The sequence below is a fragment of the Brevibacillus sp. genome, assembly GCF_003521185.1.
GTDB classification, from domain to species: domain Bacteria; phylum Bacillota; class Bacilli; order Brevibacillales; family Brevibacillaceae; genus Brevibacillus; species Brevibacillus parabrevis.
In genome coordinates this window covers 134,198-160,125 of the sequence record NZ_DOTK01000034.1, presented here as the reverse complement: position 1 = coordinate 160,125, position 25,928 = coordinate 134,198, and the positions used below count along the sequence as shown (strand labels likewise).

The window sequence follows — 25,928 nt, the reverse complement described above, 5'->3', positions numbered from 1 at the left end:
TCTGGAAATCCTTTGACGAAAAAACCAGGCAAAAGAGATTACAAAATCCCTAAAACATTCGACATTATGTGTCTTTATTCCTATACATTCGCCATTATTTTGCAAATCCCTTTCCAAATCATACTAATTCGGCCGAAAAAAATGTGCTCCGGTATGACGTGTTCCTTTTTTCACAATGCTTTCCTTCGTTTTTTTCTATATGTATCAATTATTTTTCACTCATACTATGCTTTGCACATGTGGGCATTTGCTTCCTTTTTACATACAGTATCAGGAGACTTTTTCTTCCGGAAAGGACGATGGATCATGGCATTAAGCTCTACCTTCACTTTGCAAGTCCAAAGTGGGCATGTGTTTCCCATAGCGCTTGAGGCGAATCCTACGACTGGTTACCAGTGGACGCTATCCAATCCTGTAGACGAGCGTTTTCTCGTTTTCCAATCCACTGAATTTGTCCCTCCTGCCCAAGCGGCACGAATCGGGCAAGGCGGTCATCAACGCTTTGCGTTTCGGGCAATCAACCGCGGCGTGACTACTCTTTCCTTTAAATATTGCCGGCCTTGGGATCAGTCAGATTGCGCGAGCTTTGTCTTTTATATCGTAACGATTGTTTAGAGTGTCTGGGGCTGGGGCTAGGGCTGGGCACTGGGGCCGAAACTGACACTTGATAAACACGCACGCGCGTTCTATAGGACTGGTGTTATTAGCATTTTGAATAGTCTCGCTTCCTGCTTCCTGCGTTACAGTTAGAGTTAGGGTTACAGTTTCAGCTTCGGTTTCTGCTCTTGCCTCTTTTTTTAAAAGCAGCCATGCCAGCCAAACAACCCGCTCTAGCAGGTTAAAGCGGCACTCCCCTGTCCAGCGCCCTGTACCGGATCGCCTCCGCGACATGCGCTGCATCAATGTGTGAGGAACCATCCAGGTCAGCGATCGTTCGCGCTACTTTGACGATTCTGTCGTAGGCTCTCGCACTTAATCCCAATGTCTCAAAAGCGAGCTGCAACATCTCTTGGCCTTCTTTGTCCAGCCTGGCAAAATTCCGCAGTTCTTCCGCATTCATCATGCTGTTAAAAGGATTTCCCGGTCGGTGCCGATACCTTTCGCACTGAATGGCGCGCGCCTGTTCAACTCTGGCCCGAATATCTTTCGACGTTTCTTCGGCTTTTCGATTGTGCAGCAGTTGAACAGGTACACGCGGCACCTCTATGTGCAAATCAATCCGGTCGAGCAACGGCCCTGACAGCTTGGAACGGTACTTGTGTATTTGCTGGGGCGAACAAGAGCATACTTGTTTTTCCCTGACAGCAAAAAATCCGCATGGACAAGGATTGCATGAGCCGATCAACAAAAATTGGGCCGGAAACGTAAACACCTGCTTGGCTCGTCCAATCGTAACCTTGCCCGCTTCCAATGGCTGGCGCAGCACTTCGAGGACATGCCGGGAGAACTCCGGCATTTCATCCAGAAACAAGATTCCGCCGTGAGACAGGCTGCATTCACCGGGTCGGGGGATTTGCGCCCCGCCGCCAATCAAAGCTGTTGCGGTAATCGTATGGTGGGGAGCGCGAAACGGCCGTTCTTCGATCAGTCCGCCCTCGCGCGTAAGATGGCCTGCGATACTGTATATTTTCGTCACCTCGTACGATTCATCCATCGTCATCTTGGGCATGATGCCCGGCAAGCAGTTAGCGAGAAGTGTCTTGCCACAGCCAGGTGGGCCGACCAAAATCACGTTATGAAAGCCTGCTGCCGCAATTTCCAAGCCGCGTTTGACGAAATGCTGACCATAAACATGGGATAAATCGGGAGCGTGATTGGAATGGGAAATGTTGCGGAAGGTTGCTGGTTGTTCTGCTGTTTCTTGCCGATTTTGCGGCTGGAGTCCTTCTTTCCAGTAATGGACGGCTTCCGTTAAATTGCCAGCTGGCAAGACGATCATATCGACAAGCCGTGCTTCTGCCGCGTTGGTCTGCGGCAGGATGACGTGGGTAAAGCCTGTCTTTTTCGCTTCCAGCAGGATAGGAAGAACGCCGGAGACAGGGCGCAAAGAGCCGTCGAGTGCCAGCTCTCCGAGGACGAGAATACGTTCTGGTCTGGTTGCCAATTGTTTCGATGCAAGCAAAATTCCCAGCGCAATGGCAAGATCGAAGCCTGAGCCTTCCTTGCGCTGATCCGCTGGTGCCAGATTGACGGTAATTCGCTGCATCGGATACTCATAGCCTGCATTTCGCAAAGCAGCGCGCACACGATCGCGCGCTTCCTTAACCGCTGATCCGCCAAGCCCGACCAGATCGAACTGCGGCAATCCGTTGGCGATATCCGTTTCTACCGTTACCACCATTCCATCAATTCCGAAAACCGTTCCAGAATAACTGCATGCGTACATGTTTCTCTCCCCCTTCCCTTTTAAGAGTAGGAAAAGAAAGTGGGGGTGGGCAAGTTTATTGGTGGGGCATGGAGATTAGTGCATAATGGCTGTTTTACTGCTTGGAATAGAAAGCGAAGATGAGCAAGCTTATTGGTGGGCACGCAGATTAGTGCAAAATGGCTGTTTCACTGCTTGGAATAGAAAGCGAAGGCGAGCAAGCTTATTGGTGGGCACGCAGATTAGTGCAAAATGGTTGTTTCACTACTTAGAAGAGACAGTGAAGGTGGACATGTCTATTGATAGACACGGAGATCAGTGTATGAACGGCTACCTCACTACCTTGGTAAAGACACCCAAGGGGAGCAAGTTTATCGATGGGCATGGAGATCAGAGCAAAAATGGCTGCCTCACTGCTTAGAAGAGCCTCTGAAGGTATGCAAGTCTATTGGATGGCTGACACGGAAATCAGTGTACAAATGGCTGCTTCACTACCTGATAAAAACACCGAAGGCGAACCAATTTATAGGAAGGCACGAGGAGCGCACTCACATGAGGAAACTTGAAACAGACCCAAAAAAGACCTGCCCCTGATCGGCAAGTCTTTTTGGCTAACCCATAATTGCAAATTCGATTCATTATCGTTGGAACGCATTGCGTTGTGAGAGTTGACCGCGCCTCTCAGGAAAGCTCTTTTTTCATGTTGGCAATCAGCTTGTCCGCGTTGTTCTCGTCGTTGTCAAACATCACGAGATCGTGCAGCACGATGCCGTCCACGTTTTGAATCGCTTGCGACATCGAGTCGGCAAGCTGTTGCATATCGATTTTTTCCGCTTTCTCCACGTCCAATACAAGTACAAGCTTTTTCTTCATGTGAAAATCCTCACTTTACGATAAAAATGATAGTAGCGCCAAGAACGTATATACAACGGCATTATACCAAATAAATGGCGGAGTATCGACAGCGACAATGGATGGAACGTGCTTCTCCCCTGACGTCATTGGACGTTCTCACTACGTGTGCCAAGCTGTTTGCAAATAGCGCCGAAACACACTATCGAGCACAGGCGTACAGTCTTGCTGACGGTCTGTAAACTCCTTGGCATCTTTCGTCAGTCTCTCCAAGCTGCCCTCAATATACTCGTGAATGACGTCGATTCGCGGTTCCATCCGAAGCTCATCTCCCGCCATTTTTCTGCGCAATAACTCATCGATTTCCCGCTTCAAGGCCGAATCGCTCACCATCTCGGATACCAACTGTTGAAACAGGAGCGGCGGATTCGTTTTGTTTTGTTTGATCCATTCGCAAGCGAGGAGCGGACGCAGCACATAAAAATATTTTTTACTTTTTACATGATCGCCTTGCAAATCTTTTCGGTAATTCCCGCTTGCCATGCTCAAGTAATGGTGCATGGCTGTCTTCGGTGAAAACAAATCGCTGCTCAGACGAATAAGCTCATCACGGAAACCGAGGTCATCCTGATAAACGATTTCGGAAGCGAGCCATTCTTGCAGCGCCGGATTCGATTTGCGAAACAGCTTGAGCGCTTTTCGAATGTCCCAGCCGTTTATATCCAAGACTTCATCAATCGGCAGCTCCAGAACATCTCGCTTGTCGTCGATCGATAAATACCACTCCGGCCTGTGAATATGGACAAAGCGCACGTCATAGTCGCTATCCTGCGACGGGAAACCCCAGGCCCGGCTCCCGGACTCGACAGCAAACAATATTTTCAGCGCATGTTCTCTTTCCATCTCCGCCAGCTTTTGCTGGATGACTTCCTTCATCGTCCTTCCCCCCTACTGCTCTTCATTTAGATATGATGATGCAAAAAGCCCGCTGAATCGTCAAGCTTTGATCCAGCGAGCTTTTTTTGGCTGTTATTTTACAGTTACTTTAATTTCAACTTCTTCGCCTTTGTACGAAGCAGTAATCGTTGCTGTTCCTTTTGCTTTCGCTGTTACTTTTCCGCTATTGGATACAGTAGCTACCGAAGACTTGGAAGTGCTCCAGCTAGCTTTCGAACCAACGAGCTTTTTGCCGTCATATTTCAGCGTAATCGTTTCTTTGTCGCCTTTTTTCAGGCTCAAGCTGGTGTCGTCTGCCTCCAGCAAATCGCTGCCGCTTTTTGTGCCAACGGTAACCTCGATTTTCACTTCTTCGCCTTTGTAGCTCGCAGTGATAGTCGCTGTTCCTTTGTTTTTAGCAGTGATCGTGCCATCATCATCAACAGAAGCTACAGAGGATTTGGAAGATTTCCACTCAGCTTTGTTTCCTTTGATTTTTTCGCCGTCATAGCGGAGAGTAATGGTTTCCTCTTCGCCTTTTTTCATTTTGAGCTTGGTTTCGCTAGCTTCCAGGTCGCCAGACTCGTCGCCACTGTCAACTTTTACTTCAATCTCGATTTTATAGCCCTTGTATTCTGCTGTAACGGTTGCTGTTCCTTTGCCTTTGGCTGTGATTACGCCATCGTCGTCAACCGTAGCTACAGAGGTCTTGGAAGACTTCCATTCCGCTTTGGAGCCAGCCAGCTTTTCATCCTCATAAGTAAGCTTGATCGATTGACGCTCGCCTTTTTTCAATGAAATTTTGGACTCGCTGGCTTCCAGCTTGCCAGATTGATTCGCCGTTACTTTTACGCTAATGTCGACGCTTTTTCCTTTATAGGTGGCAGTGATGACTGTCGTTCCGCTTGCTTTTGCGGTAACAACGCCTCTTTTTACGGTTGCCACAGATTCGTTGGAAGAAGACCAGCTTGCATCGATTCCGTCAATGGTTTTGTTGTTGTATTTTAAAGTGATGGTTTGTTGTTGTCCTTTACGAATGCTGACAGATGAGCTGGAAGCATCCAATGTTGGCTCTTTGGATACCGACGCACGGATACGAATGGATTCGCCATTGTATCGTCCTGTAATGATAACCGTTCCTTCTTTGTAGCCGGACACGATGCCATTATGGACTGTCGCAAGCTTGCTGTTCGAAGTTGTCCAAGCAACAAGCGCTCCGTCCAGTGGTTGTCCATTGTAAGTCAGCTTCAGCTTGTATGGTTGACCGATAGTCACTTCTGCATAATACGAGCTTGCCTCAAAGCCTTTTTCCGATGCTTTTGCCACATAGCTACTGTTGTTCACAGCTTGCGGAGCCGATACTTGTGCGGAAGCGATGCCTGTCACAGACAGCTGAACCGTAAAAATGGTCGCTACAGCGAGAGAAATGTTTTTCATTGTTTTCATTTTCATCTTTTTACCCTCCACTTTGTTTCCTTCATCAAATAAGACGCACGAGTTGGAAAAATGTCACATCAAAATCATACGTTTTTTAGAAAAACATTTGTTTTTCAAAAAAACTTTTATTTGACGAGGGGTCTGTGGAGAAGTCGTTGCTCCCTATATGTATCGGCACATTTTCGATGAGCCATTTGCCCGCGAAAAGAAAAAATGCCTTCCAGCCTATGCCTGGAAGGCGAATGATGATGCTTGGAGGAGTTTCATCGCGTCGAGTACAGTACATAGTACGCTGGCAATGCAACGGTTGCTGTAGACATATCCCCATAAAACAGGGTGGCCCGGAGCCCGTTTTTTAAAAGGCATTCATAAAATGCTCAATTACCGGCTCTGACGGCTCGCTTCGGTCGTTGCCGCCAGGGTGAAAAATGGCGACGACATCAAAGCGGAAAGAAGCGATCGGCTGCTGCTGGGCCTGTATGTACGCCATCGCCAGCTGTCGCAGCTTTTGCTTCTTTTTCCACGTCACGGACTCAGCCGCAGTTCCAAAGGCCCAGCTGCTCCGCGTGCGCACCTCTACAAAGACGAGCGTCTTGTCGTCTTGGACAATCAGGTCGATCTCGCCTTGTTTCGTCCGGGTATTTTGCTCGACGATCCGATACCCTTTTTGCGCCAGATAACGCATCGCCAGCTGCTCGCCTTTTTGTCCGAGAAGCCTGCGGCGATCGCTCATCCTTTTGCGCCTCCCTTGTCAAGCCGATACACAAAGGCTAGAATCTCCGCTACAACCTGATACAGCTCGGGAGGGATTTGCTGATCGAGATCAAGCTTTCCCAGCACTTCTACCAGGGAAGGGTCCTCCTGGATCGGGATATCGTTCTCTTTGGCTGTTTTCAGGATGTTTTCGGCAACGAAGCCCTTTCCTTTTGCCACTACTTTAGGCGCTTCCATTACACCTGCCTGGTATTTGAGAGCGACAGCCTGTTTCCGCTTGTTTTCATGGTTGGGGGATTGGTTCATACGCGCACATCCATCCCTCTGTAGTCGGCAAATAGGGCCCCTTGCGCCTGACTGCTTCCTGCTGGCTTGCTTTGCCTGTCAGGAACAGGCTGGATTCGCATGGCGGACAGATGATAGCCTACATCGTTCAACTGTTGGGCAAACCGATCCTTTGTGCCTTGAGCCAGTGCCTCCAGCCAAGGGGAGTCATTGAAGATTTGCAGGTTCACAATCCGATTGACGATCCCGACGTCAATCATCGTCGTTCCCATGCCTTTCAGCTCCAGGTGGAAAAACAGTCGGCAATTTTCCGGGTCCAGCTTTCCACTTCCCTGCTTCTTCGATTCGATTTGGACAAAAGCGGTCTCTTCCCCTTCTGCCTGGCGAATCGGAATTTGCAGCACGATCTGGGACAGTGCCTGGTTGCTTGGCTGAACCATCATCAGTTGTTGTCCGGTTACTTGTTGCAACAATTGATCAACTGCCTCGCGAAGCGCAGCGGGCACTGACTGTGCGGGAGCCTGGTTGATCTGCAAAAGCAACGATTTCACTGTCTCGATCTGCTTGTGCGTCCCTGCATCTGCCTGCTGTTGGCCCAGTGCCTGACCCATCAGCCCGCGTTCGTGGTTAATCCCGAGGTGTCGGAACAGTTCCACGAGCGGATTGGAGGATGCTGCACCGGATGCATTTGCCGCCACGGCTGGCTGGACAAGCGCAGAGGTCGACTGACCGCTTGCCGTCGCAACGGCTTGCTTGTCAACAGGAGAAAGTCCGGCCGTTTGTCCCGGATTCGCGGCTTGTACATGTGGCACACCAGACATCTGACTGTTGCCAGTCGCTCCAGCCAGTGCCGTGCCTCCATTGTTCGGCGTTCCCGGCTGTACGGATGGGGCTACAGCAGCAGTCGTTTGTCGAACAGCAGGAGAACCGTCGGGAGCAACCGTCTTCTCCCCTGCCACGAGAGCTTGCGTAGCGCCGGGCAAATTGGTTTGGGCAACGGCACGATCAGCCCCTTGCCCTGTCAAAGCTTGTCCTGTCGCTGTATTCAGTGCGCCTGCAGCTGGAGCAGAGCCGCCAGTGGGCGCTTTTGTCTGCGGATTCGCGATAATGGTCTGTGGCGCATTTTGACTGGCATTGCTTCCGGCAGCCTGCTGTCCGCCCTGACTTGCTACTCCACCCTGCGTCACTGGTTTGGAGCCAGTCCCAGCCTCTCCGTTCTCTCCAGCTGCTACCAGCAAAGGCAGCGCCGTCAGCTTTTCCTTCAACTGGCTGACCACTTGACGAATATCCGCACTCGTCACTCCTGCTGAGTGAGCCTGCCCCATAGGAGCCGTCTGGCCCGGCAGTTTGTGCTCGCCACTTGCCTCCTCGCCCAAAAACATCGCGGCTTGCTGCAAGAAATTTTGGATCGTCTGCCCCAGCGGTTTGCCGGACATAAAAGCCTTCAAACCCGCAACCGAATCTGGTGTGAGCGGCAAATTTCGTTTCATTGCCAAAAGAAACGCATCTACTGTACTGTCATCCATCCCGATGCGCTGCGTCACTTGCGAAAATGCCTGAACGACTTCCTTGGTGACAGGCAAATTGGCATTTACCAGCGCTTGGACAATCGCTTTGCTCTCTTTTGTCTCCGTAATCCCGAGCGACCGCATCAAGTTCTCCAGAGAAGCTTCCTTGCCAGGTGCCTCGACAGGCGTATCCAGTACCTTCAAGGTTACGACTCCTGTCGAAGGCTGTACTTGCAGCCATGCCTTTTGACCCGCTTCGAGATTCGCTTCCAGCTTTGCCTGGACCTGCATTCCACCGATCTGAACCAGCGCCATTTGATCGGGATAATGCTTAACGACGGTTCCTTTGAATACTTGTCCTGGCGTCAGCTCCACCGGCTTGACTGTGGCGGAAGGAGTCTTTTGCACAAGGGATGATATAAGTTGCGACGGGGAAAACATACACTTCTCCTCCTCTGGAAAGCGCTCGGTAGTCGTTAGGCGTGCTCTTTCACCCCGGTAAATGTCACGCGGTGAAGAGGGGTTGGCCCGTATGTAGCAATCGCAGCCAAATGCTCCGCTGTGCCGTAGCCGGCATTTTTGTCGAAGCCATACTGCGGATACTGTTTGGCGTATTCCGCCATCATTCTGTCTCTGGTCACTTTCGCCACGATGGAGGCTGCTGCAATCGAGACGCTTTTCGCATCTCCGCCAATGATCGGAATTTGCTTGCACGCGACATCATTCAGTTGTACAGCATCGATCAACAGCACGTCAGCAGGTACTCCGGCATCCTCGATTGCGGCCTTCATCGCTTCCTTCGTAGCGGCCAAAATATTGATGGCATCAATGCGGGCGGCATCGACAATACCGATTCCGACCGCCACGGCATCCCGCATGATCACTTCGTAAAAAGCTTCGCGCGTAGCTACCGGAACTTTTTTGGAATCGTTCAAGCCTGGCAAATAAAAATCGGGCGGCAAGCAAACGCAGCTTGCGACGACAGGTCCTGCCAGCGGCCCTCTGCCCACCTCATCCACTCCAAACACGTGTGAATATCCTTTTTCGTGCAGCGCACGCTCGTATGCCGTCATCTCTGTCCACATTTGCGCGAGCTTGGCCCGACGCGCCATCGCCGCTTCTGCCTGCTTGGCCAGCGCCTGAACACCTGCCCGTTTATCTGCTTGTAAACATTGTAAAAAATCATTGGATATCTCGTCCAACTTTTCGATCGCCATTCGTATTTCTTTTATCGACATATCTGCCAGGTTCATTGACTCATTTCTCCTTCTTACGAAAAAAACCGTCTATCATCTATGGATAGACAGGTTTTCGTGTACGTCAATCGTGATCCGTCAGTGACAGCGGCTTTCCGATCGGCTCGTCCATCTCCCAATCGATCGGACGTTCCACGGAAATCGGGCCGAGCTTCCCTGAGCGCAGCTCTCGCAAAAAGATTTCGGCTGCTTTATCGTAGTCGATGTTGCCGCCAGAGATAAGGCAACCGCGTTTTTTTCCGACTTCCTCCAGCATGGAGACGCGGTCTTCCGGCAGTTCCTTCAGCTTGAAGCGCTCAAGCAAACGCTCTGGATAATAATGCATCATATAGGCGATGACGAACAGAGCTACTTCTGTGAAGTCGATCAGCTCGTCCTTGATCGCGCCACTTGCTGCCAACCGCAGTCCGACCATCTGATCTTCGAACTTGGGCCACAAAATTCCCGGTGTATCGAGAAGTTCCAGCGTGTCGCCCATCTTCACCCACTGCTGCGCCTTCGTGACAGCCGGACGATCGCCGGTCGCCGCTACAGAACGCTTGGACAGTCGGTTGATCAACGAAGATTTTCCTACGTTGGGGATTCCTAAAATCATGATGCGAATCGCGCGTCCCTGCATGCCGCGTTCACTGCGCTTCGCCAGCATCTCGGCCGCCAGCTCCTTGCACAGCTCTGGCAGCTTGTTCACGCCTTTTCCGCTCAAAGCGTCGATCGGCAACGTGCGGATGCCTTGCTTGCGGAAGTAAGAAATCCATTCGTCTGTAGCTTTTTCATCCGCCAAATCGGCCTTGTTCAGCAAAATCAATCGCGGCTTGTCACTGACAATCTCATCAATCATCGGATTCCGACTGGAAAGAGGCAGCCGCGCATCCAGAAGCTCGATAACCACATCAATCAATTTCAGCTTTTCCGTAACTTGCCGGCGAGCCTTCGCCATATGCCCGGGAAACCATTGGATCGTCATGTTGTCTCACCTACCTTGAAGCTATGCTTTTATCTCGTCATGCGAATACTTGCGAACGGCCAAAACGTAAACTCCGCTCTGCCCACTACCGTGCTGACAGCGACAGGACCAATCGCCCTGCTGTCATGGCTGTTGAGCCGATTGTCGCCCATCACAAAAATGTGACCCGCAGGTATCGCTACAGGGGAAAAATCGTTTGTGAAAAACGGCTCGCCCTGTTGTTTCGCTTGTTCTTTATGTTGTGCAAGATATGGTTCTTCAACCAATTTGCCGTTTATGTACAGCTGATCGCCTTTCACTTCGACGGTATCGCCCGCTACAGCGATGACGCGTTTGATGTAATCGCGCGTCTTCTCTGCATGAAACACGATAATATCTCCCGGCTTCGGCTCTTGCAAATAGTAGATGGCCTTGTTTACGACCAGTTTCTCGCTGTTATGTAACGTCGTTTCCATGGACTCGCCCTCGACAATAAACGGAGCGAACAAAAAGGTACGAATGAGAAAGGCGAGAATCAAGGCAATCCCGAGCGCCTTCGTCCATTCCCATAGCTCATTTTTCTTCGTGCGACTGGAGGCTACTTCTTCGCTCATCACTTACGCCCTCCCAAGATAGCTCGTCCAACCCTGTAAATGGAAAAAAGAGGCCTGGCAAGCAGACCAGTCCCCTTTTTAAGCGTTTCGCTTATCGACGAATTTCTTTAATACGAGCTGCTTTACCTACGCGATCGCGCAGATAGTACAGTTTCGCACGACGTACTTTACCATGACGCACGATTTCGATCTTGTCGATCTTAGGCGTGTGTACTGGGAACGTACGCTCAACACCTACGCCGTAAGAAATCTTACGAGCAGTAAATGTTTCGCTGACACCTGTACCGCGACGGCGAATAACTACGCCTTCGAACAGCTGAATACGCTCACGCTGACCCTCGATAACCTTAACGTGTACACGAACAGTGTCACCAGGTCGGAACGCAGGAATATCCTGTTTCAATTGCTCTTTTTCCAATTCACGGATAACTTGGTTCATTTAAATTCCCTCCTTCCGATAGACGTTCTTACTCGTCTTGCCAAATGGTCTCGGTCATCCAGTGGAGCCGAGTCACGAGTAGCGGACCGCCTTAGTCAGCGGGCAAAATTGCCACAAGAAGTATATTAACACAGTAGGCGCTAAACTACAAGGCCCGTTCTAACTTTTTTCCTCTGCGCTTTTCTCCTGCCCCTGTTCCCGCTCCAGCTCGGCTAAAAGCTTTTTCATTTCACCAGTCAGCTCAAGCTTCGAAAGCAAGTCGGGTCGGCGCGCCTTCGTTCTGCGCAGTGATTCCTTCAAGCGCCAGCGCTCGATGTTGGCGTGATGACCGGACAGCAATATATCTGGCACCTTCCAGCCGCGAAACTCGGCTGGCCGCGTGTAGTGCGGATATTCGAGCAGCCCGGTGGAAAACGAATCCTCGACAGCAGACGTCTGGTTGCCGAGAGCGCCCGGCTGCAAGCGAACGACACTGTCGATCACCACCATTGCTGCCAGCTCGCCGCCTGTCAGCACATAATCGCCAATCGAAATCTCATCCGTGACCAGATGCTCGCGAATGCGTTCATCATATCCTTCGTAATGACCGCAAATGAACACAAGATGCTCCTCCTGCGCCAGCTCCTCAGCGAGGCTCTGGTTGTACGTCACACCTTGCGGGCACATGAGGATGACGCGCGGCTTCTTGCCCCCTGGCAGAGCCTCTACCGCCCGAAACAACGGCTCAGGCTTGAGCACCATTCCCCCGCCGCCGCCGTACGGCGTATCGTCGACTGTACCGTGCTTGCTCTCGGAAAAATCGCGAAAGTTGGTGACCTGAAAGTCAACCAGTTCCTTCTCGCGAGCTTTTCCCAAAATGCTGCTGGACAAGACGCCCGCAAACATTTCGGGAAACAGCGTAAAAATGTCGATCCGCATCCGAAGTACCTCCTACAACAAGCCTTCCATCAGATGGCAGACCACGCGTTTGTTTGCAATGTCCACTTCTTTGATGCACTCATCGATAAACGGCAGCAAAATCTCGCCACGCTGCCCTTTTACGACCCACACATCGTTGGCTCCCGGCTGCATCACATCGACGATTTTGCCGAGCGCTTCCCCTTCGTCCGTGACAACCTCGCAACCGATCAGCTGATGGATGTAAAACTCGTCATCTTCCAGCTCCATCAAAGCTTCTTCCGGGATCTTCAGCTCTCCGCCCTTGTATTTTTCGATATCGTTAATGTGGGAATAGCCTTGGAAACTCAAAATCTCAAAGTCTTTATGGGCGCGACGAGTCTCGATTTTCAGTTTCAACGGCGCAGAGAGAGAGGCATGGAACAAAAACAGCTCGTTTCCTTTGCGAAACCGTTGATCAGGGAAATCAGTTGTTGAGGTGACACGTACTTCTCCCTTGAGCCCGTGCGTATTGACCAGCTTGCCCACCGTATAAAACTTTTGGTTGCTCACCGTATCCACTCCTTCTATTCTTCAGCCCGATGGCCTGGCGTCCGCCGAATTTCATGCACACGTCCGTCTTTTATCATGATTTCCGTTCCTGCCATGATTTCATCCCAAATATCGCCTTCCTGAATGGTAACAGGACTTTCCACGGTCTGATAGTCCATCTCGCTTCCCTCGGGAAGGCTCTCTGCCTGTTGCAGGGAAAAAGAGATTTGGGCGATTTTTTCCTTGCGTCGCCGCTCTTCCTGGGCGATCTTTTGTTGCGCGAGCGCATATGTATCCGCAGACTTTTTCTTCGCCTCGGCCAATATTTTTTTCGATTGAAATTGCCATTGCTCCCATTCGTCTCGCTGCTTGCGCAGTTGTCTGCTGTACTTGTCGATCAGCACAGCGCGGGAAGCTTCTGTCATAATGAGTTTGACTTGTACCGACCGAAAAATCGTGAGCATGCCCTGCCACTCCTTTCGACGTATCAGTCCACCATCTCGATTCAAACATCTGGCTATTCTTATTCAACCAAAAAAGACTGGGAAAGCTCCCAGCCTTTTTCTCAGACAATCTCAACCGTGACACGCTTGTCCGTTTCCACGGATGCCGCCATCACGACAGTGCGCAGGGCTTTAGCGATCCGTCCTTGCTTGCCGATAATCTTCCCCATATCATCCGGGTGCACCGACAATTCAAAGACGAGAGTGCGCTCTTTGTCCACTGCATTCACACGAACCTCATTCGGATGATCGACGAGAGCTTTAGCGATCGTTTCGACCAGCGCTTTCATCATCAGACCTCCAGATGACCGACTTATTTGCCGTATTTGGTTTCGTGTACTTTTGCGAGCACGCCTTCTTTGGAGAGAAGGTTACGAACGGTATCAGTTGGAGCTGCACCATTCAGGATCCATTGTACCGCTTTTTCGGTATCAATTTTCACCACTGCCGGTTGAGCAACCGGGTTGTAGTAACCGATTTCTTCAATGAAACGGCCATCGCGAGGGGAACGGGAGTCAGCTACTACTACACGGTAGAAAGGAGCTTTCTTGGAACCCATGCGTTTCAGACGAATTTTAACTGCCATGTTGTGTCACCTCCTGTATGGATCAACGCAAGATGAACATCTGCGTTGGTGCTACTATATCTGAACCATCGCGCTGTCTGACAAGTCAGCGGCGCGAAGAGATCATGCAATGCTTACTTGAACGGTGGTTTGAAATTGAAGGGGAAGTTCATGCCGCCTTGGTTGTTTCCTCCGCCCTTGCCCATGAACGGTAGTCCGAAGCCGCCTTTTTTCTTCGACTTCTTGACCATTTTGTCTGCGGCACCAGAGAATTGCTTCATCATCTTCTTCATTTCCTCGAATTGTTTGATGAACCGATTCACTTCCTGAATGCTTGTGCCGCTGCCGTTTGCAATGCGCTTGCGGCGGTTGGCGTTCAACAGATCAGGATTGGCGCGCTCCGCTTTGGTCATGGATTTGGCGATTGCTTCCACGCGGGCAATCTGCTTCTCGTCCACGTTCATTTTGCCTTTCATCTTGTTCATTCCTGGCAACATGCCGAGAATGTCTTCGAAAGGCCCCAAGTTGCGTAACTGCTGCATGGAATCCAAGAACATGTCGAAGGTAAATTCCCCTTGACGCATCTGGCGCTCCATGTCGCGCGCTTTCTCTTCATCCACAGATGCTTGCGCCTTTTCGATCAGGCTGAGCACATCGCCCATTCCCAAAATGCGGGAAGCCATGCGATCCGGATGGAACGGTTCGAGCGCATCCAGCTTTTCACCCATCGCCGCAAACTTGATCGGCTTTCCAGTGACAGCTTTGACGGACAGTGCCGCACCGCCTCGGGTATCACCGTCGAGCTTGGTGAGAACCACGCCAGTCAGTTCGAGCTGGCTGTTGAAGCTCTCCGCTACATTGACGGCATCTTGACCTGTCATCGAGTCCACGACGAGCAAAATCTCATCGGGCTTGGCAACTTCGCGAATTTGCTTCAACTCATCCATCAGCGCTTCATCGATGTGCAGGCGACCTGCCGTATCGAGAATCACGACATCCAGATGGTTTGTTTTCGCATGTTCGATCGCTTGCCGGGCGATATCAACAGGACTGACTTGATCTCCGAGAGAGAAGACGGGAACATTCAACTGCTCCCCCAAAACTTGCAGCTGCTTGATCGCAGCCGGACGGTAAATGTCCGCTGCCACCAGAAGCGGCTTCTTGTTTTGCTTTTGCAAATACTTGGCCAGCTTACCAGTTGTGGTCGTTTTCCCTGCCCCTTGCAAACCTGCCATCATGATGACAGTCGGCGGGCGGTGCGCCATCGTCAATTGAGCGACATTGCCACCCATCAGGGCGACCAGCTCTTCATTCACGATTTTGATAACCATTTGACCTGGTGTCAGGCTTTTCATGACTTCCTGGCCGACTGCGCGCTCTTTGACGCGAGCGACGAAGTCTTTTACTACTTTGAAGTTAACATCTGCTTCCAGCAGGGCAAGGCGAACTTCCCGCATTGCTTCGTTGACGACTGTTTCGTCAATTTTTCCTCTGCCGCGCAGTTTGTCAAATGCGTTTTGCAGCCGATTGGCCAAGCTTTCAAACGCCATGCGAGCCCTCCTAATCCATCTCTGACAGTTGGTGGAGCAAAGTATTCAGCTCGTCTCTTGTCTCGCTCTCTGCAAGCCCATTTACAAGCTCATTCATTCGTGCCAGCACTTCCATCCGCTTCTCGTGGCGATGTGCCAGATTAAGCTTCTGGTCGTATTCGAACAACTGCTTTTCCGCCCGCTTGATGTGGTCGTAAACAGCTTGTCGACTGACCTCGTGCATTTCCGCGATTTCTCCGAGCGACAAGTCATCCAGATAATACAGCTCCAGATATTCTCGCTGCTTGCCTTTGAGTAACGGTGCATAAAAGTCAAACAAGAGATTGACTTGATTGGTCTTTTCTAACATGAAACCAATCCTTTGCTGTGAGGTACTCGTTTCGAAACTGTAAAGGCTTTTTCTTTACAGCACGTAGATTATAGTACCTAATTCCACACCTAGTGTCAAGCATTTTTGTTGACATCTTTTTTTGACGTTCCAGACATTATGATATTACGCGTTTTCTTGCTCTTCGGCTTCATCTTTTTGAATCAATCCGGCAAACAAGGCGTGTACAAACTGTTCCGGATCGAATGCTTGCAAGTCATCCATCTTCTCGCCCAGACCGACGTATTTGACCGGGATGTTCAGCTCATTGCGGATCGCGATGACGATACCGCCCTTCGCCGTTCCGTCAAGCTTGGTCAGAACGAGTCCGGTCACTCCGGCAGACTGCCCGAATGTTTTCGCCTGGGACAGCGCGTTTTGGCCTGTCGTCGCGTCGAGGACGAGCAAGACTTCGTGCGGAGCGCCTGGCAGTTCGCGCTGCAAAACGCGGTGCACCTTCGCCAGTTCTTCCATAAGATTGACTTTGTTTTGCAGACGTCCAGCCGTATCGCACAAAAGCACATCGACTTTGCGCGATTTGGCAGCCTGGATCGCATCGTAGATGACGGCAGCCGGATCGGAGCCTTGCTGTTGCTTGATGACGTCGACACCGACGCGCTCTCCCCATACTTCCAGTTGCTCGATCGCTGCCGCCCGGAACGTATCGCCTGCTGCGAGCAGCACGTTTTTCCCTTGCTGCTTGAACATGTGCGCCATTTTTCCGATGGTCGTGGTTTTGCCCACGCCGTTAACGCCGACAAACAGCACAACGTTCAGACGTCCGTCCTCGATGTTGAGAGAGCTGTCTGCTGCTTCGTCGTTTTTCAACAAGTTGACGAGCTTCTCGGAAAGGATCGGTTGCAGGTCCAGGGCGTTTTCGATTTTTTGTTTACGCACTTCCGACCGCAAATCGTCGATCAGCTCCATTACGGTGTTGACCCCGACATCGGACGTGATCAAGATTTCTTCCAGTTCATCAAAGAAGTCGTCGTCGATTTTTTTGTAGCGGCGGACGAGGTCCTCCACTTTTTCCACCAGCAAATCTCTCGTTTTCGCCAATCCGTCGGTAAACTTTTGCGTTACCTCTTCGGATTTTTGCACGATCGCGTCACGAAGGCGCTTGAAAAAACTCATGATCATCTTCCTTTGCGGCTATTGTTTTCTCATCCATATTGCGCTTGGGCGCAAGAAATGTCACGCCCCGTTACGAGGCCGACTCCACGAATTTGTCGCTGTCCTCCAGCTTGACGGAAACCAGCTTGGACACGCCGCCTTCCTGCATCGTGATTCCGTACAGGACGTCAGCGCTCTCCATCGTGCCTTTGCGGTGTGTCACGCAAATAAACTGCGTCTGGCGGCTGAAATGCTGCATGTACTCGGCAAATCGGTTGACATTGGCTTCATCCAGCGCGGCTTCCACCTCGTCCAGTACGCAAAATGGCACAGGTTTGACACGCAGGATGGCAAACAACAGAGCCATCGCCGTCAGCGCGCGCTCGCCCCCGGAGAGCAGAGCCAGATTTTGCAGCTTTTTGCCCGGCGGCTGCGCTACGATGTCGATCCCCGTTTCGAGCAGGTTGTCCGGGTTGGACAGAAGCAAGTCGGCGCGACCTCCGCCGAACAATTGCACGAACACATCGCGGAACTGCTCGGAAATCGCTTCAAACGTCTCCTTGAAGCGGCGCGACATCTCCGCGTCCATCTCCTGAATCACCTGGTAGAGCATATCTTTTGCTTCATTCAAATCGGCTTCCTGGGCGCTCAAAAACTGCTGGCGCTCCGAGAGACGCTCGTACTCCTCGATGGCTCCGAGGTTTACGGTGCCGAGCGCAGCGATTTGCTTTTTGATTTTGGCGACGATTTGCGTTTCCTCTTGCAAGTCTCCGCGTGGCGGGTATTTCTGCTTCGCCAGATCGTAGCTCATTTCGTATTCTTCGGAGAGTTTATTCAACAGATGGTCGAGTTCCACCTCACCCCGGTTGACTTTCACTTCTTCCTGGTGAAGCTTCTCTTCCAGACTTTTGACTTCTCTGCGAATTTCTTTTACATGTACTTCAACCTGCTCTTGTTTGTGGAAAAGGGTCGCCCGCTCGTTGCGCCGCTCGGAAATCAGCCCGGCTACCCGCTCTTTGTCCTGGCGCAACTCCGCGATGCGCTGGTCCAGTTCCAGTCCTGACGATTCATTCGTCTGTTCCAGCTCGTCGAGAGCAGCCAGATTCGCATTTTGCTCCTCCCACTCGCGCTGAAGCAAGCTTTTTTGTTCCAACAAGCGCTCCGTTTGCTCCAGTCGGGATTGATGCTCCTGCTTCACCTGGGCGTTCAATACTTTGAGGCTGGTAATTTTCTGATTCATCTCTTCTTTTGATTCCAGCTGCTCCTGACGCTTGGCTTCCGCCTCGGCAATCAGCGCATTCAGCTGCTGTTCCTCTTGTTCCAGCACAACGAGGGAGGCTTGCAATTGTTCCTGCTTCTCGGAAGCTTCTTCTCTTTCCCGCTGGTAAGCGGCGATGTCCTGCTCAACCAGCTTGGCCCGCTCGCCCAGCGAACGCCCTTCTGCTTCCGCCTGCTGCAACAGGCCCTTGACTTCCTGCTCCTTCAACCGCAAGGCTTCCCCTTCCGAGCGAAGCGTTTCTTGCTCTTCTTCCATACGGCCAAGCTCACTGGTCAGTTGCTCCATTAGCGTAGTATGTCCAGAAATTGCCTCTTCGATTTCACGCATCTGCGCTTCCAGCTCATCTGCCTGCCGATTGCGGCCGAGAAGGTTGGTGCTGTTTTTCTTCAGCGCTCCCCCTGTCATCGAACCGCCTGCGTTGACAATATCCCCTTCGAGCGTAACGACGCGATACCGATAGCCGAGTGTACGCGCGACACGGTTGGCCTGCTCCAATTTTTCCGTAATGATGACATTGCCGAGCATGCTCTCCAAAATCGGGCGGTACGTTTCCTCAAACGAAACAAGCTCGCTGGCGATCCCGACAACGCCGCCTTCTTTTGCCAGCTGCTGCTTGTCTTGTGCCTGCAAGGTGCGCGGCCGAATGACATCCAGCGGCAAAAAGGTAGCGCGGCCTGCATTGTGCTGCTTCAAATAAGCAATCGCTGCGCGCCCGGCTGCCTCGTCGTCCACGACGACATTTTGCAATGCCCCGCCGAGCGCAACTTCAATGGCTGTCTCGTATTGCTGCGGCACGACGACCAGCTCGGCTACCGCACCGTGGATTCCTTTGAAGCCTCGCTCACGGGCTTTGAGAATTTCTTTTACCCCTTGCTGGAATCCGGCAAATTCGGACTGCATTTCCTTGATCAGATCGAGTCGCGACTTGGCCGCTTCCCTGCGCTGTTCGGACTGGCGAAGCTCCCGGCGAACCTGCTCCATCCGGGCTTGTCCGTCGCGCAGACCGTCCAGCAATTGCTTGTACCTCGCCACCGTATCTTGTATCGTTTGCTCGATTTTGGCCAACCGCTCTTGCAGTTCGGCGATTTTGACCTGACGCTGCACTTCTTCGAGATCGAGCTGCTCTTTTCCAGACAGCTGACGGTCGACACGCGCCTGAGAAGTTTGCACCAATTGCTGCTGGTGACGAATTTCGTTGCGCAGGTTCGCCATTTCGTTGAGCTTTTCAAAATAGTCGCCTTTCAAGCGCTCCACGTCATCCGTCAACGATTGCACCATGGCGAAAAACTGGCCTTCGGCTTCCTGCAAGGAGGCATGGGCCTCTGTCATTCGCTGCTCCGCTTCCTGCACGCGCTGCTTTTCTTCTGCAAGCTCTGCTTCGAGCGCATGCTGCTTTTCCGTCAGCTTGTGCATTTGCTCCATCGTCTGCTGGCGATTGGCACTCAAGTTGCGCATCCGCTCGCGCAATACTTCGCGCTGGCCTTCTACTTTTTCGGTTTCCTCGCTCACGGTCAAAAGAACTTGCTGCAACTCCTCAATCGACTGGTCGATTTGCGTGACAGAAAAGCGGGCTTGCTCCAAATCCGCTTCGTGCTTGCTCGCTTCCGTCGTTTGCGTAATCAGTTGCTCGCGCAGTTCCTGCACACGCTGCGAGGCAGCCTCCCACTTCGTATGGGCCGCCTCGATTTGTTGCACGTACAGAGCCACTTCATGCTCGACCAGCTTGCGGTGCAGCTCCTTGTAGGTTTTCGCCGTCTCGGCCTGCTCCTGCAACGGTCCAATCTGCTCCGTGATCTCGCTGACGATATCGTGGATGCGAATCAGGTTTTGCTCCGTGTCGTCCAGCTTCTTCTCGGCCTCTCGCTTGCGGGTCTTGTACTTGACGATTCCCGCTGCCTCTTCAAAAATTCCCCGGCGATCTTCCGATTTGGTACTGAGGATTTCTTCGATTTTTCCCTGACCGATAATGGAATACGCTTCTTTTCCCAGACCCGTATCCATAAACAGCTCCATAATATCTTTCAAGCGGCACGATCGGTTGTTTATGTAATACTCACTGTCGCCAGAGCGGTACACTCTGCGCGTAACGGAAACCTCCGAATATTCCACATCAAGCGAGCGATCGGTATTATCCAAGGTTAATGTCACTTCAGCAAAATTCACTGGCTTGCGCTTGTCGCTGCCCGCGAAAATGATATCTTCCATCTTCGCCCCGCGCAGCGATTTGGCGCTTTGTTCCCCGAGCACCCAGCGAATCGAGTCGGAAACGTTGCTTTTGCCGCTTCCGTTCGGGCCGACTACTGCTGTCACTCCCGGTACGAACTCCAATTCCGTCCTGTCGGCAAAAGATTTGAATCCTGCCAGCTCCAGACGTTTCAAATACATACGTACGATCCTCCTTACCAAACCCCACCCTGTTTGCTCGCCACCTGCTGTTATCCGCCGAATCCAGCAAAACACGCGGCCCAGATTGGATGGGTACCCGAAAAGAGCTCCTGCATGAGACAGGAGCTACTCCACTGCGAGGTTTCTTGGGTCTTTCCCCGTTAAGTGTATCATAGAAAGCCGTCATCACGCAGTATTTTCCCAGCTTTTCCAAGTCGGAACAAAGAAAGCTACACCACCTGCCTTTCGCAGATGGTGCAGCTCCCTTTTCCGAGCTTTTATTTATCCCCCAGCTTTACCAATGCCCGCGCGGCGGCCTGCTGTTCCGCTTCCTTTTTGGAGCGGCCCGAGCCGATGCCAAGCGAACGATTGTTCAAAAGCACCTCAGATACGAACTCTCGATTGTGAGCTGGTCCTTTTTCTTCTACAATGCGATACTGGATGTCTCCCAGATTGTCCTGTTGAACAAATTCCTGCAACTGGCTCTTGAAGTCTGTAACCTGGGCAAACTCTCCCTTGTCGATTCTCGGATAAACGTATTTTTCCATAAAAGAAAACACGGCATCCAGGCCCTGATCCAAATAGAGGGCGCCAACAAAAGCTTCAAATACGTCCGCTAGCAAGGCAGGTCGCTGACGGCCGCCCGTCAGCTCTTCCCCTTTTCCCAGCAAAACGAGATCGCCAAAATTCAGTAGCTCAGCAAATTTAACCAGAGAAGGCTCACAGACAATCGCTGCCCGCAGTTTTGTCATCTCTCCCTCGCTCATCTTGGGAAAAGTTTTGTACAAAAACTGGGAAACCGTCAATTCGAGCACCGCATCTCCCAAAAATTCCAGCCGTTCATTGTCTGATATCCGTTTGCCGCGTTGCTCGTTCACGTAGGAAGAATGGGTGAATGCCTGCCGCAGAACGCTTTCATCATGAAAGCGAAAGCCGATCTTCTCTTGCAGCTGCGCAAAATTCATCACCCTCACCACCATTCCAGGAGACTGCCTACTTTTTCTCTCAGTAGGGCTCATTTATGCTTCGTATCGCTTCAGGATCACCGTAGCATTATGACCGCCGAATCCAAATGTATTGGACACAGCCACATGGACGGTCGCCTTGCGCGCATGGTTAGGAACATAGTCGAGATCACATTCCGGATCAGGATTTTCCAGGTTGATGGTAGGAGGAAGCACCTGATCGCGCAGAGCGAAAGCAGTCGCGATCGCTTCAATACCGCCTGTGGCGCCGAGCAAATGGCCTGTCATCGACTTGGTGGAGCTGACAGCCAGCTTGTAAGCGTGTTCGCCAAAGACGTCTTTGATCGCCTGCGTTTCTGCGATATCCCCTTGGTCAGTGGAAGTTCCGTGTGCGTTGATATAGCCTACTTCTGTCGGGTCGATTCCCGCGTCACGCAGGGCGTTTTTCATGCAGCGCGCAGCCCCTTCTCCCCCTGGAGATGGAGAAGTGATGTGATGGGCGTCAGCACTCATGCCATAGCCGATCACTTCGGCGATGATGTTCGCGCCGCGCTTTTTCGCATGCTCGAGTTCTTCCAGGATCAGGACGCCTGCCCCTTCTCCCATGACAAAACCATCGCGATCCTTGTCAAAAGGACGGGATGCTTTTTGCGGCTCGTCGTTGCGCGTGGACATCGCTTTGGCGGAACAAAAGCCGGCAAACGCCATCGGGCGAACGGTCGCTTCCGCTCCACCTGCGATCATCACATCGGCATGATCAAACTGGATCAAACGCAGAGCGTCGCCGATTGCGTTCGTCCCCGTTGCACATGCGGTAATCGCACTGGATGTTGGCCCTTTTGCACCGTATTGGATCGATACTGCTCCAGACGCCATGTTCGCAATCAGCATCGGAATAAAGAACGGACTCACGCGGCGCGGTCCTTTTTCCAACAGCACGGAATGCTGCTCTTCCCATGTAGACAGCCCGCCAATACCGGACCCGATGTATACACCCACTCGTTCCGCATTTTCTGGCGTGATTTCCAGTTTCGCATCCTCTACCGCCATTTTGGCAGCAGCCAATCCAAACTGAACGAATCGGTCTGTACGTCGTATTTCTTTTTTGTCCATATACAGCTCGGGATTGAAGTCTTTTACTTCTCCCGCAATCTGTGTCGGATAATCAGTAGCGTCAAAAGCAGTCAGGCGGTCAATGCCTGATTTTCCTTCCAGCAAACTGTTCCAGAAGGTCTGCGCGTCATTTCCCACCGGAGAAATAACACCGACGCCCGTAATCACCACTCTTCGTTTCATTGCGATCACCTCTATATGAAAGTCAGCAGTCAGCCTGTTACTTACACTTCATGCCCAACATAGCTTCCCCGTATGTATTCTCTGCAATTGAAGGAGAAGTCCCGTATGGTACGGGACTTCCAACTGATGGATCTACTTGTGAGATTCTATGTATTTAACAACCTCACCAACAGAAGTGATCTTTTCAGCATCTTCGTCAGAAATCTCTAAATCAAACTCGTCTTCGAGTTCCATTACGAGTTCCACTACATCCAGGGAGTCAGCGCCCAGGTCTTCTTTGAAAGAAGCTTCCAAAGTAATCTTGGACTCATCTACACCCAGACGATCGACGATGATTTTCTTCACGCGTTCCAATGTATCTGCCATCTTGCTTCACCCCCTCTCCCGTATTATAGTGGATGAGCTTTCAAAAAACCAGTTTACATATACATGCCGCCGTCTACATGCAAGGTTTGGCCTGTCATGTAGTTGGCTGCATCAGAAGCAAGGAACAAAACAACAGACGCGATGTCTTCGGTTTGACCGAGACGGGCGAGCGGAATCTGGCTGATCAGGCCCGCTTTGATGTCTTCCGGCAGGACGTCTGTCATTTCTGTAGCGATGAAACCTGGCGCTACCGCGTTCACGGTGATGCCACGGCTCGCCAGCTCGCGTGCAGCAGTCTTGGTCAGACCGATGACGCCTGCTTTGGCCGCTACGTAGTTTGCTTGTCCCGCATTGCCGAGTACACCTACAACGGACGTGATGTTGATGATTTTTCCCGAACGCTGCTTCATCATCGGACGAGTAGCTGCTTTCAGGCAGTTGAACACGCCTTTGAGATTCGTGGCGATGACGTCATCCCACTCTTCTTCTTTCATGCGCATCAACAAGTTGTCGCGGGTAATCCCTGCGTTGTTGACGAGAATGTCGATGGTCCCGAAGTGGTCGAGCGCCGCTTTGAACATGTCGCCCACTTCTTCTGTCGAGGACACATTGGCGCGAACCATGATGGCGTCGCGGCCGAGCTCCTTGATCATCGCGACTGTTTCACTGGCTGCCGCTTCGCTTCCTGCGTAGTTAACGACCACATTCGCTCCTGCTGCGGCCAGCTTGAGTGCGATCGCGCGGCCGATTCCGCGGGAAGCGCCTGTGACGAGTGCTGTTTTTCCTGTTAGCATAATACCCCTCCGTTCAAAAGCTCAGTCAAGGACTCCATATCCTGTACAGAAATAATCGTCGTGTCTGCCGGAGCGATTTTTTTGATCAGTCCAGCAAGCACTTTTCCTGGCCCGATCTCCACAAAAGTGGTCACGCCCGCTTCCACCATCCACTGTACGGAATCCTCCCACAGAACTGGAGCCGATACTTGCGAAACCAGTTGTTCCACAATCGCCGCCGCTTCGGTAACAGGTCGCGCCGTTACGTTTGCCACGACCGGAACGGTTGCTTCCCGGACAGATACGCCTGCAAGCACGGCCTGCAATTTATCCGCAGCAGGCTGCATGAGGCTGGAGTGGAACGGTCCGCTTACGTTCAGCGGCAGAACACGCTTCGCCCCCGCTGCCTTCGCCTGCTCGCCAGCCAGTTTGACACCTTCGGCGGAACCGGAGATGACAATTTGGCCCGGACAGTTCATGTTCGCCGGTTGTACCGGGTGTCCGGAAGCAGTCACGTCTTCGCAAATCGCTTGCAAAGCGGAGCGCTCCATGTTCAGGACAGCTGCCATCGCGCCCTGCCCTGCCGGAACCGCTTCTTCCATGAATTGACCGCGTGCACGGACCGTTTTTACCGCGTCAGCAAAAGACAGCGCTCCTGCTGCAACCAGTGCCGAATATTCGCCCAGACTGTGTCCAGCCACGAAAGCAGGCGTGTATTCGGGAAGTTTTTCTTTCAAAGCTGCCAATACCGCGACGCTCGCCGTCAAAATCGCCGGCTGCGTGTTAGCCGTCAGCTTCAGTTCTTCTTCCGGGCCGTTGAAGCACAAGCCGGACAGCGAAAAGCCGAGCGCTTCATCTGCCTGCTGAAAAATGTGGCGGGCTGCCTCCGACTGTTCACTGAGCGCTTGGCCCATTCCTACGAATTGCGAGCCCTGCCCCGGAAAAACAAATGCTACTTTCCCCACTACTGTCCGCTCCCTTCTGCTGGCGTGGTCGACCATTTCAAGAGTGTCGCTCCCCAAGTCAATCCGCCGCCAAAGCCTACGAGAATCACATTGTCGCCTTCTTTGATGCGTCCAGCTTCGACCGCTTCATCGAGTGCAACCGGAATCGATGCAGAAGACATGTTGCCGTAACGGTCGAGGTTGATCGCCACCTTTTCTTCGGACAAGCCGAAGCGTTGCACAGCCGAATCGATAATTCGCTTGTTCGCCTGGTGCGGCACGAGCAGATCGATATTTTCGCGGTCTACGCCCGCTTTGGCAAGAACCGCTTCTGTGGCAGAGTTCATCACGCGCACAGCGAATTTGAACACCTCTCCGCCCGCCATGGCCAAATAGTGCAGATCGTTTTCCACCGATTCGCTGGAAGCAGGGATGCGCGAGCCGCCCGCTGGCAGACACAGCAAAGGTCCGCCCGATCCGTCTGCACCCAATTCAAACGACTGGAAGCCGAAGCCTTCTTTCACTTCGCCGATGACAGCAGCACCCGCGCCGTCGCCAAACAGCACGCAAGTATTGCGGTCTTTATAGTTCGTAATTTTGGACAGCGTTTCAACCCCTACTACCAAAATGTGCTTGTAAAACCCATTGGCGATGAACTGGGTCGCTGTCGTAATGCCGTACAAAAAGCCGGTGCAGGCAGCAGACAAATCTACCGCAGCCGCACGCTTTGCTCCCAGCTTTTCCTGCAAAATGCAGGCAGTGGATGGGAACATCGTGTCCGGCGTCACCGTAGCGACGATAATCATGTCCAGTTGCTCTGCGCTGATGTTGGCTTTTGCCAACGCTTTTTTCGCAGCTTCGTAAGCGAGATCAGAAGATGCTTGCTCAGTCGAGCAGATCCGGCGTTCCCGGATTCCAGTACGGGAAACAATCCACTCATCAGATGTTTCCACCATTTTTTCCAGATCGAAGTTGCTAAGCACCCTGTCAGGGGTGTAAGAACCTGTAGCCAAAATGCCTACTGAACGCTTTTTATCCATCTGCC

At 52.0% G+C, this 25,928-nt stretch carries 28 protein-coding genes; 2 read left to right on the top strand and 26 right to left on the bottom strand.

The annotated features are described in order from the left end of the window. Positions 1-306 precede the first annotated feature (306 nt). Positions 307-615 carry a protease inhibitor I42 family protein gene (locus DEP07_RS08935; RefSeq protein WP_173598883.1) on the top strand — a complete coding sequence of 103 codons (309 nt, stop codon included), beginning with the start codon at positions 307-309 and terminating at the stop codon, positions 613-615. 223 nt (positions 616-838) lie between these two features. Here DEP07_RS08935 and DEP07_RS08930 read toward each other — a convergent pair whose 3' ends face one another. Beyond that, positions 839-2,386: a YifB family Mg chelatase-like AAA ATPase gene (locus DEP07_RS08930; protein ID WP_242771091.1), complete on the bottom strand. Its 1,548-nt coding sequence runs from the start codon at positions 2,384-2,386 to the stop codon at positions 839-841. An 85-nt stretch (positions 2,387-2,471) separates the two neighbouring features. On the opposite strand from DEP07_RS08930, the gene DEP07_RS08925 reads away from it, so the two are divergent. Next, positions 2,472-2,786, top strand: a complete 315-nt coding sequence (locus tag DEP07_RS08925; RefSeq protein ID WP_122965177.1) for a hypothetical protein — start codon at positions 2,472-2,474, stop codon at positions 2,784-2,786. A 260-nt stretch (positions 2,787-3,046) separates the two neighbouring features. Here DEP07_RS08925 and DEP07_RS08920 read toward each other — a convergent pair whose 3' ends face one another. The 25 genes from DEP07_RS08920 to DEP07_RS08800 form a co-directional block, all read right to left on the bottom strand. Then, positions 3,047-3,238, bottom strand: a complete 192-nt coding sequence (locus DEP07_RS08920) for a hypothetical protein (RefSeq protein WP_122965176.1) — start codon at positions 3,236-3,238, stop codon at positions 3,047-3,049. A gap of 141 nt (positions 3,239-3,379) precedes the next feature. Further along, positions 3,380-4,153 carry a nucleotidyltransferase domain-containing protein gene (locus DEP07_RS08915; protein WP_287102390.1) on the bottom strand — a complete coding sequence of 258 codons (774 nt, stop codon included), beginning with the start codon at positions 4,151-4,153 and terminating at the stop codon, positions 3,380-3,382. Positions 4,154-4,246: 93 nt separating this feature from the next. Next, positions 4,247-5,605 (bottom strand): Ig-like domain-containing protein, encoded by a 1,359-nt coding sequence (locus DEP07_RS08910; protein ID WP_122965174.1) that lies wholly within the window; start codon positions 5,603-5,605, stop codon positions 4,247-4,249. 340 nt (positions 5,606-5,945) lie between these two features. After that, a complete protein-coding gene (locus tag DEP07_RS08905; RefSeq protein WP_122965173.1) occupies positions 5,946-6,323 on the bottom strand; it encodes a YraN family protein in 378 nt (125 codons plus the stop codon). Beyond that, positions 6,320-6,610 (bottom strand): EscU/YscU/HrcU family type III secretion system export apparatus switch protein, encoded by a 291-nt coding sequence (locus DEP07_RS08900; protein WP_122965172.1) that lies wholly within the window; start codon positions 6,608-6,610, stop codon positions 6,320-6,322. The genes DEP07_RS08905 and DEP07_RS08900 overlap by 4 nt, the downstream gene beginning before the upstream one ends. Next, entirely contained in the window at positions 6,607-8,538 is a 1,932-nt protein-coding gene (locus DEP07_RS08895) for a hypothetical protein (RefSeq protein ID WP_287102389.1), read from the bottom strand. Before DEP07_RS08895 ends, DEP07_RS08900 begins: the two co-directional genes overlap by 4 nt. Before the next feature lie 35 nt (positions 8,539-8,573). Then, on the bottom strand, positions 8,574-9,350 hold the full coding sequence (locus tag DEP07_RS08890) for a ribonuclease HII (protein ID WP_122965170.1): 777 nt from the start codon (positions 9,348-9,350) through the stop codon (positions 8,574-8,576). 67 nt (positions 9,351-9,417) lie between these two features. Next, positions 9,418-10,317, bottom strand: a complete 900-nt coding sequence (ylqF, locus tag DEP07_RS08885) for a ribosome biogenesis GTPase YlqF (RefSeq protein ID WP_063227664.1) — start codon at positions 10,315-10,317, stop codon at positions 9,418-9,420. Between the two features lie 29 nt (positions 10,318-10,346). Next, on the bottom strand, positions 10,347-10,910 hold the full coding sequence (gene lepB / locus DEP07_RS08880; RefSeq protein ID WP_122965169.1) for a signal peptidase I: 564 nt from the start codon (positions 10,908-10,910) through the stop codon (positions 10,347-10,349). Between the two features lie 91 nt (positions 10,911-11,001). Next, a complete protein-coding gene (gene rplS, locus DEP07_RS08875) occupies positions 11,002-11,349 on the bottom strand; it encodes a 50S ribosomal protein L19 (protein ID WP_049738740.1) in 348 nt (115 codons plus the stop codon). 159 nt (positions 11,350-11,508) lie between these two features. Continuing rightward, positions 11,509-12,267, bottom strand: coding sequence for a tRNA (guanosine(37)-N1)-methyltransferase TrmD (trmD, locus tag DEP07_RS08870; RefSeq protein ID WP_122965168.1), 759 nt, complete (start codon positions 12,265-12,267; stop codon positions 11,509-11,511). Positions 12,268-12,279: 12 nt separating this feature from the next. Beyond that, positions 12,280-12,798, bottom strand: coding sequence for a ribosome maturation factor RimM (gene rimM / locus DEP07_RS08865; RefSeq protein ID WP_063227667.1), 519 nt, complete (start codon positions 12,796-12,798; stop codon positions 12,280-12,282). Positions 12,799-12,812: 14 nt separating this feature from the next. Then, complete coding sequence (locus DEP07_RS08860; protein WP_063227668.1) at positions 12,813-13,241, bottom strand: YlqD family protein; 429 nt, start codon at positions 13,239-13,241, stop codon at positions 12,813-12,815. 101 nt (positions 13,242-13,342) lie between these two features. Next, positions 13,343-13,570, bottom strand: coding sequence for a KH domain-containing protein (locus tag DEP07_RS08855; RefSeq protein ID WP_005834320.1), 228 nt, complete (start codon positions 13,568-13,570; stop codon positions 13,343-13,345). A gap of 23 nt (positions 13,571-13,593) precedes the next feature. Further along, positions 13,594-13,866, bottom strand: coding sequence for a 30S ribosomal protein S16 (rpsP, locus tag DEP07_RS08850; protein ID WP_005834322.1), 273 nt, complete (start codon positions 13,864-13,866; stop codon positions 13,594-13,596). 113 nt (positions 13,867-13,979) lie between these two features. Then, on the bottom strand, positions 13,980-15,395 hold the full coding sequence (ffh, locus tag DEP07_RS08845) for a signal recognition particle protein (RefSeq protein ID WP_063227669.1): 1,416 nt from the start codon (positions 15,393-15,395) through the stop codon (positions 13,980-13,982). A gap of 10 nt (positions 15,396-15,405) precedes the next feature. Further along, entirely contained in the window at positions 15,406-15,744 is a 339-nt protein-coding gene (locus DEP07_RS08840; protein WP_063227670.1) for a putative DNA-binding protein, read from the bottom strand. A gap of 144 nt (positions 15,745-15,888) precedes the next feature. Continuing rightward, a complete protein-coding gene (gene ftsY / locus DEP07_RS08835) occupies positions 15,889-16,896 on the bottom strand; it encodes a signal recognition particle-docking protein FtsY (protein WP_122965167.1) in 1,008 nt (335 codons plus the stop codon). 70 nt (positions 16,897-16,966) lie between these two features. Then, complete coding sequence (smc, locus tag DEP07_RS08830; RefSeq protein WP_173598889.1) at positions 16,967-20,539, bottom strand: chromosome segregation protein SMC; 3,573 nt, start codon at positions 20,537-20,539, stop codon at positions 16,967-16,969. A 278-nt stretch (positions 20,540-20,817) separates the two neighbouring features. Next, on the bottom strand, positions 20,818-21,504 hold the full coding sequence (gene rnc / locus DEP07_RS08825) for a ribonuclease III (RefSeq protein ID WP_269747568.1): 687 nt from the start codon (positions 21,502-21,504) through the stop codon (positions 20,818-20,820). Between the two features lie 54 nt (positions 21,505-21,558). Then, the gene (gene fabF / locus DEP07_RS08820) at positions 21,559-22,800 is read right to left on the bottom strand and encodes a beta-ketoacyl-ACP synthase II (RefSeq protein WP_063227674.1); all 1,242 of its coding nucleotides are present in this window, start codon (positions 22,798-22,800) and stop codon (positions 21,559-21,561) included. A 132-nt stretch (positions 22,801-22,932) separates the two neighbouring features. After that, positions 22,933-23,166: an acyl carrier protein gene (acpP, locus tag DEP07_RS08815; RefSeq protein WP_005834336.1), complete on the bottom strand. Its 234-nt coding sequence runs from the start codon at positions 23,164-23,166 to the stop codon at positions 22,933-22,935. A 53-nt stretch (positions 23,167-23,219) separates the two neighbouring features. After that, positions 23,220-23,960 carry a 3-oxoacyl-[acyl-carrier-protein] reductase gene (fabG, locus tag DEP07_RS08810; RefSeq protein ID WP_122965165.1) on the bottom strand — a complete coding sequence of 247 codons (741 nt, stop codon included), beginning with the start codon at positions 23,958-23,960 and terminating at the stop codon, positions 23,220-23,222. Next, positions 23,954-24,904: an ACP S-malonyltransferase gene (gene fabD / locus DEP07_RS08805; RefSeq protein WP_122965164.1), complete on the bottom strand. Its 951-nt coding sequence runs from the start codon at positions 24,902-24,904 to the stop codon at positions 23,954-23,956. The genes fabG and fabD overlap by 7 nt, the downstream gene beginning before the upstream one ends. Further along, positions 24,904-25,923, bottom strand: coding sequence for a beta-ketoacyl-ACP synthase III (locus DEP07_RS08800; protein WP_122965479.1), 1,020 nt, complete (start codon positions 25,921-25,923; stop codon positions 24,904-24,906). The genes fabD and DEP07_RS08800 overlap by 1 nt, the downstream gene beginning before the upstream one ends. Between the last annotated feature and the right edge of the window lie 5 nt (positions 25,924-25,928).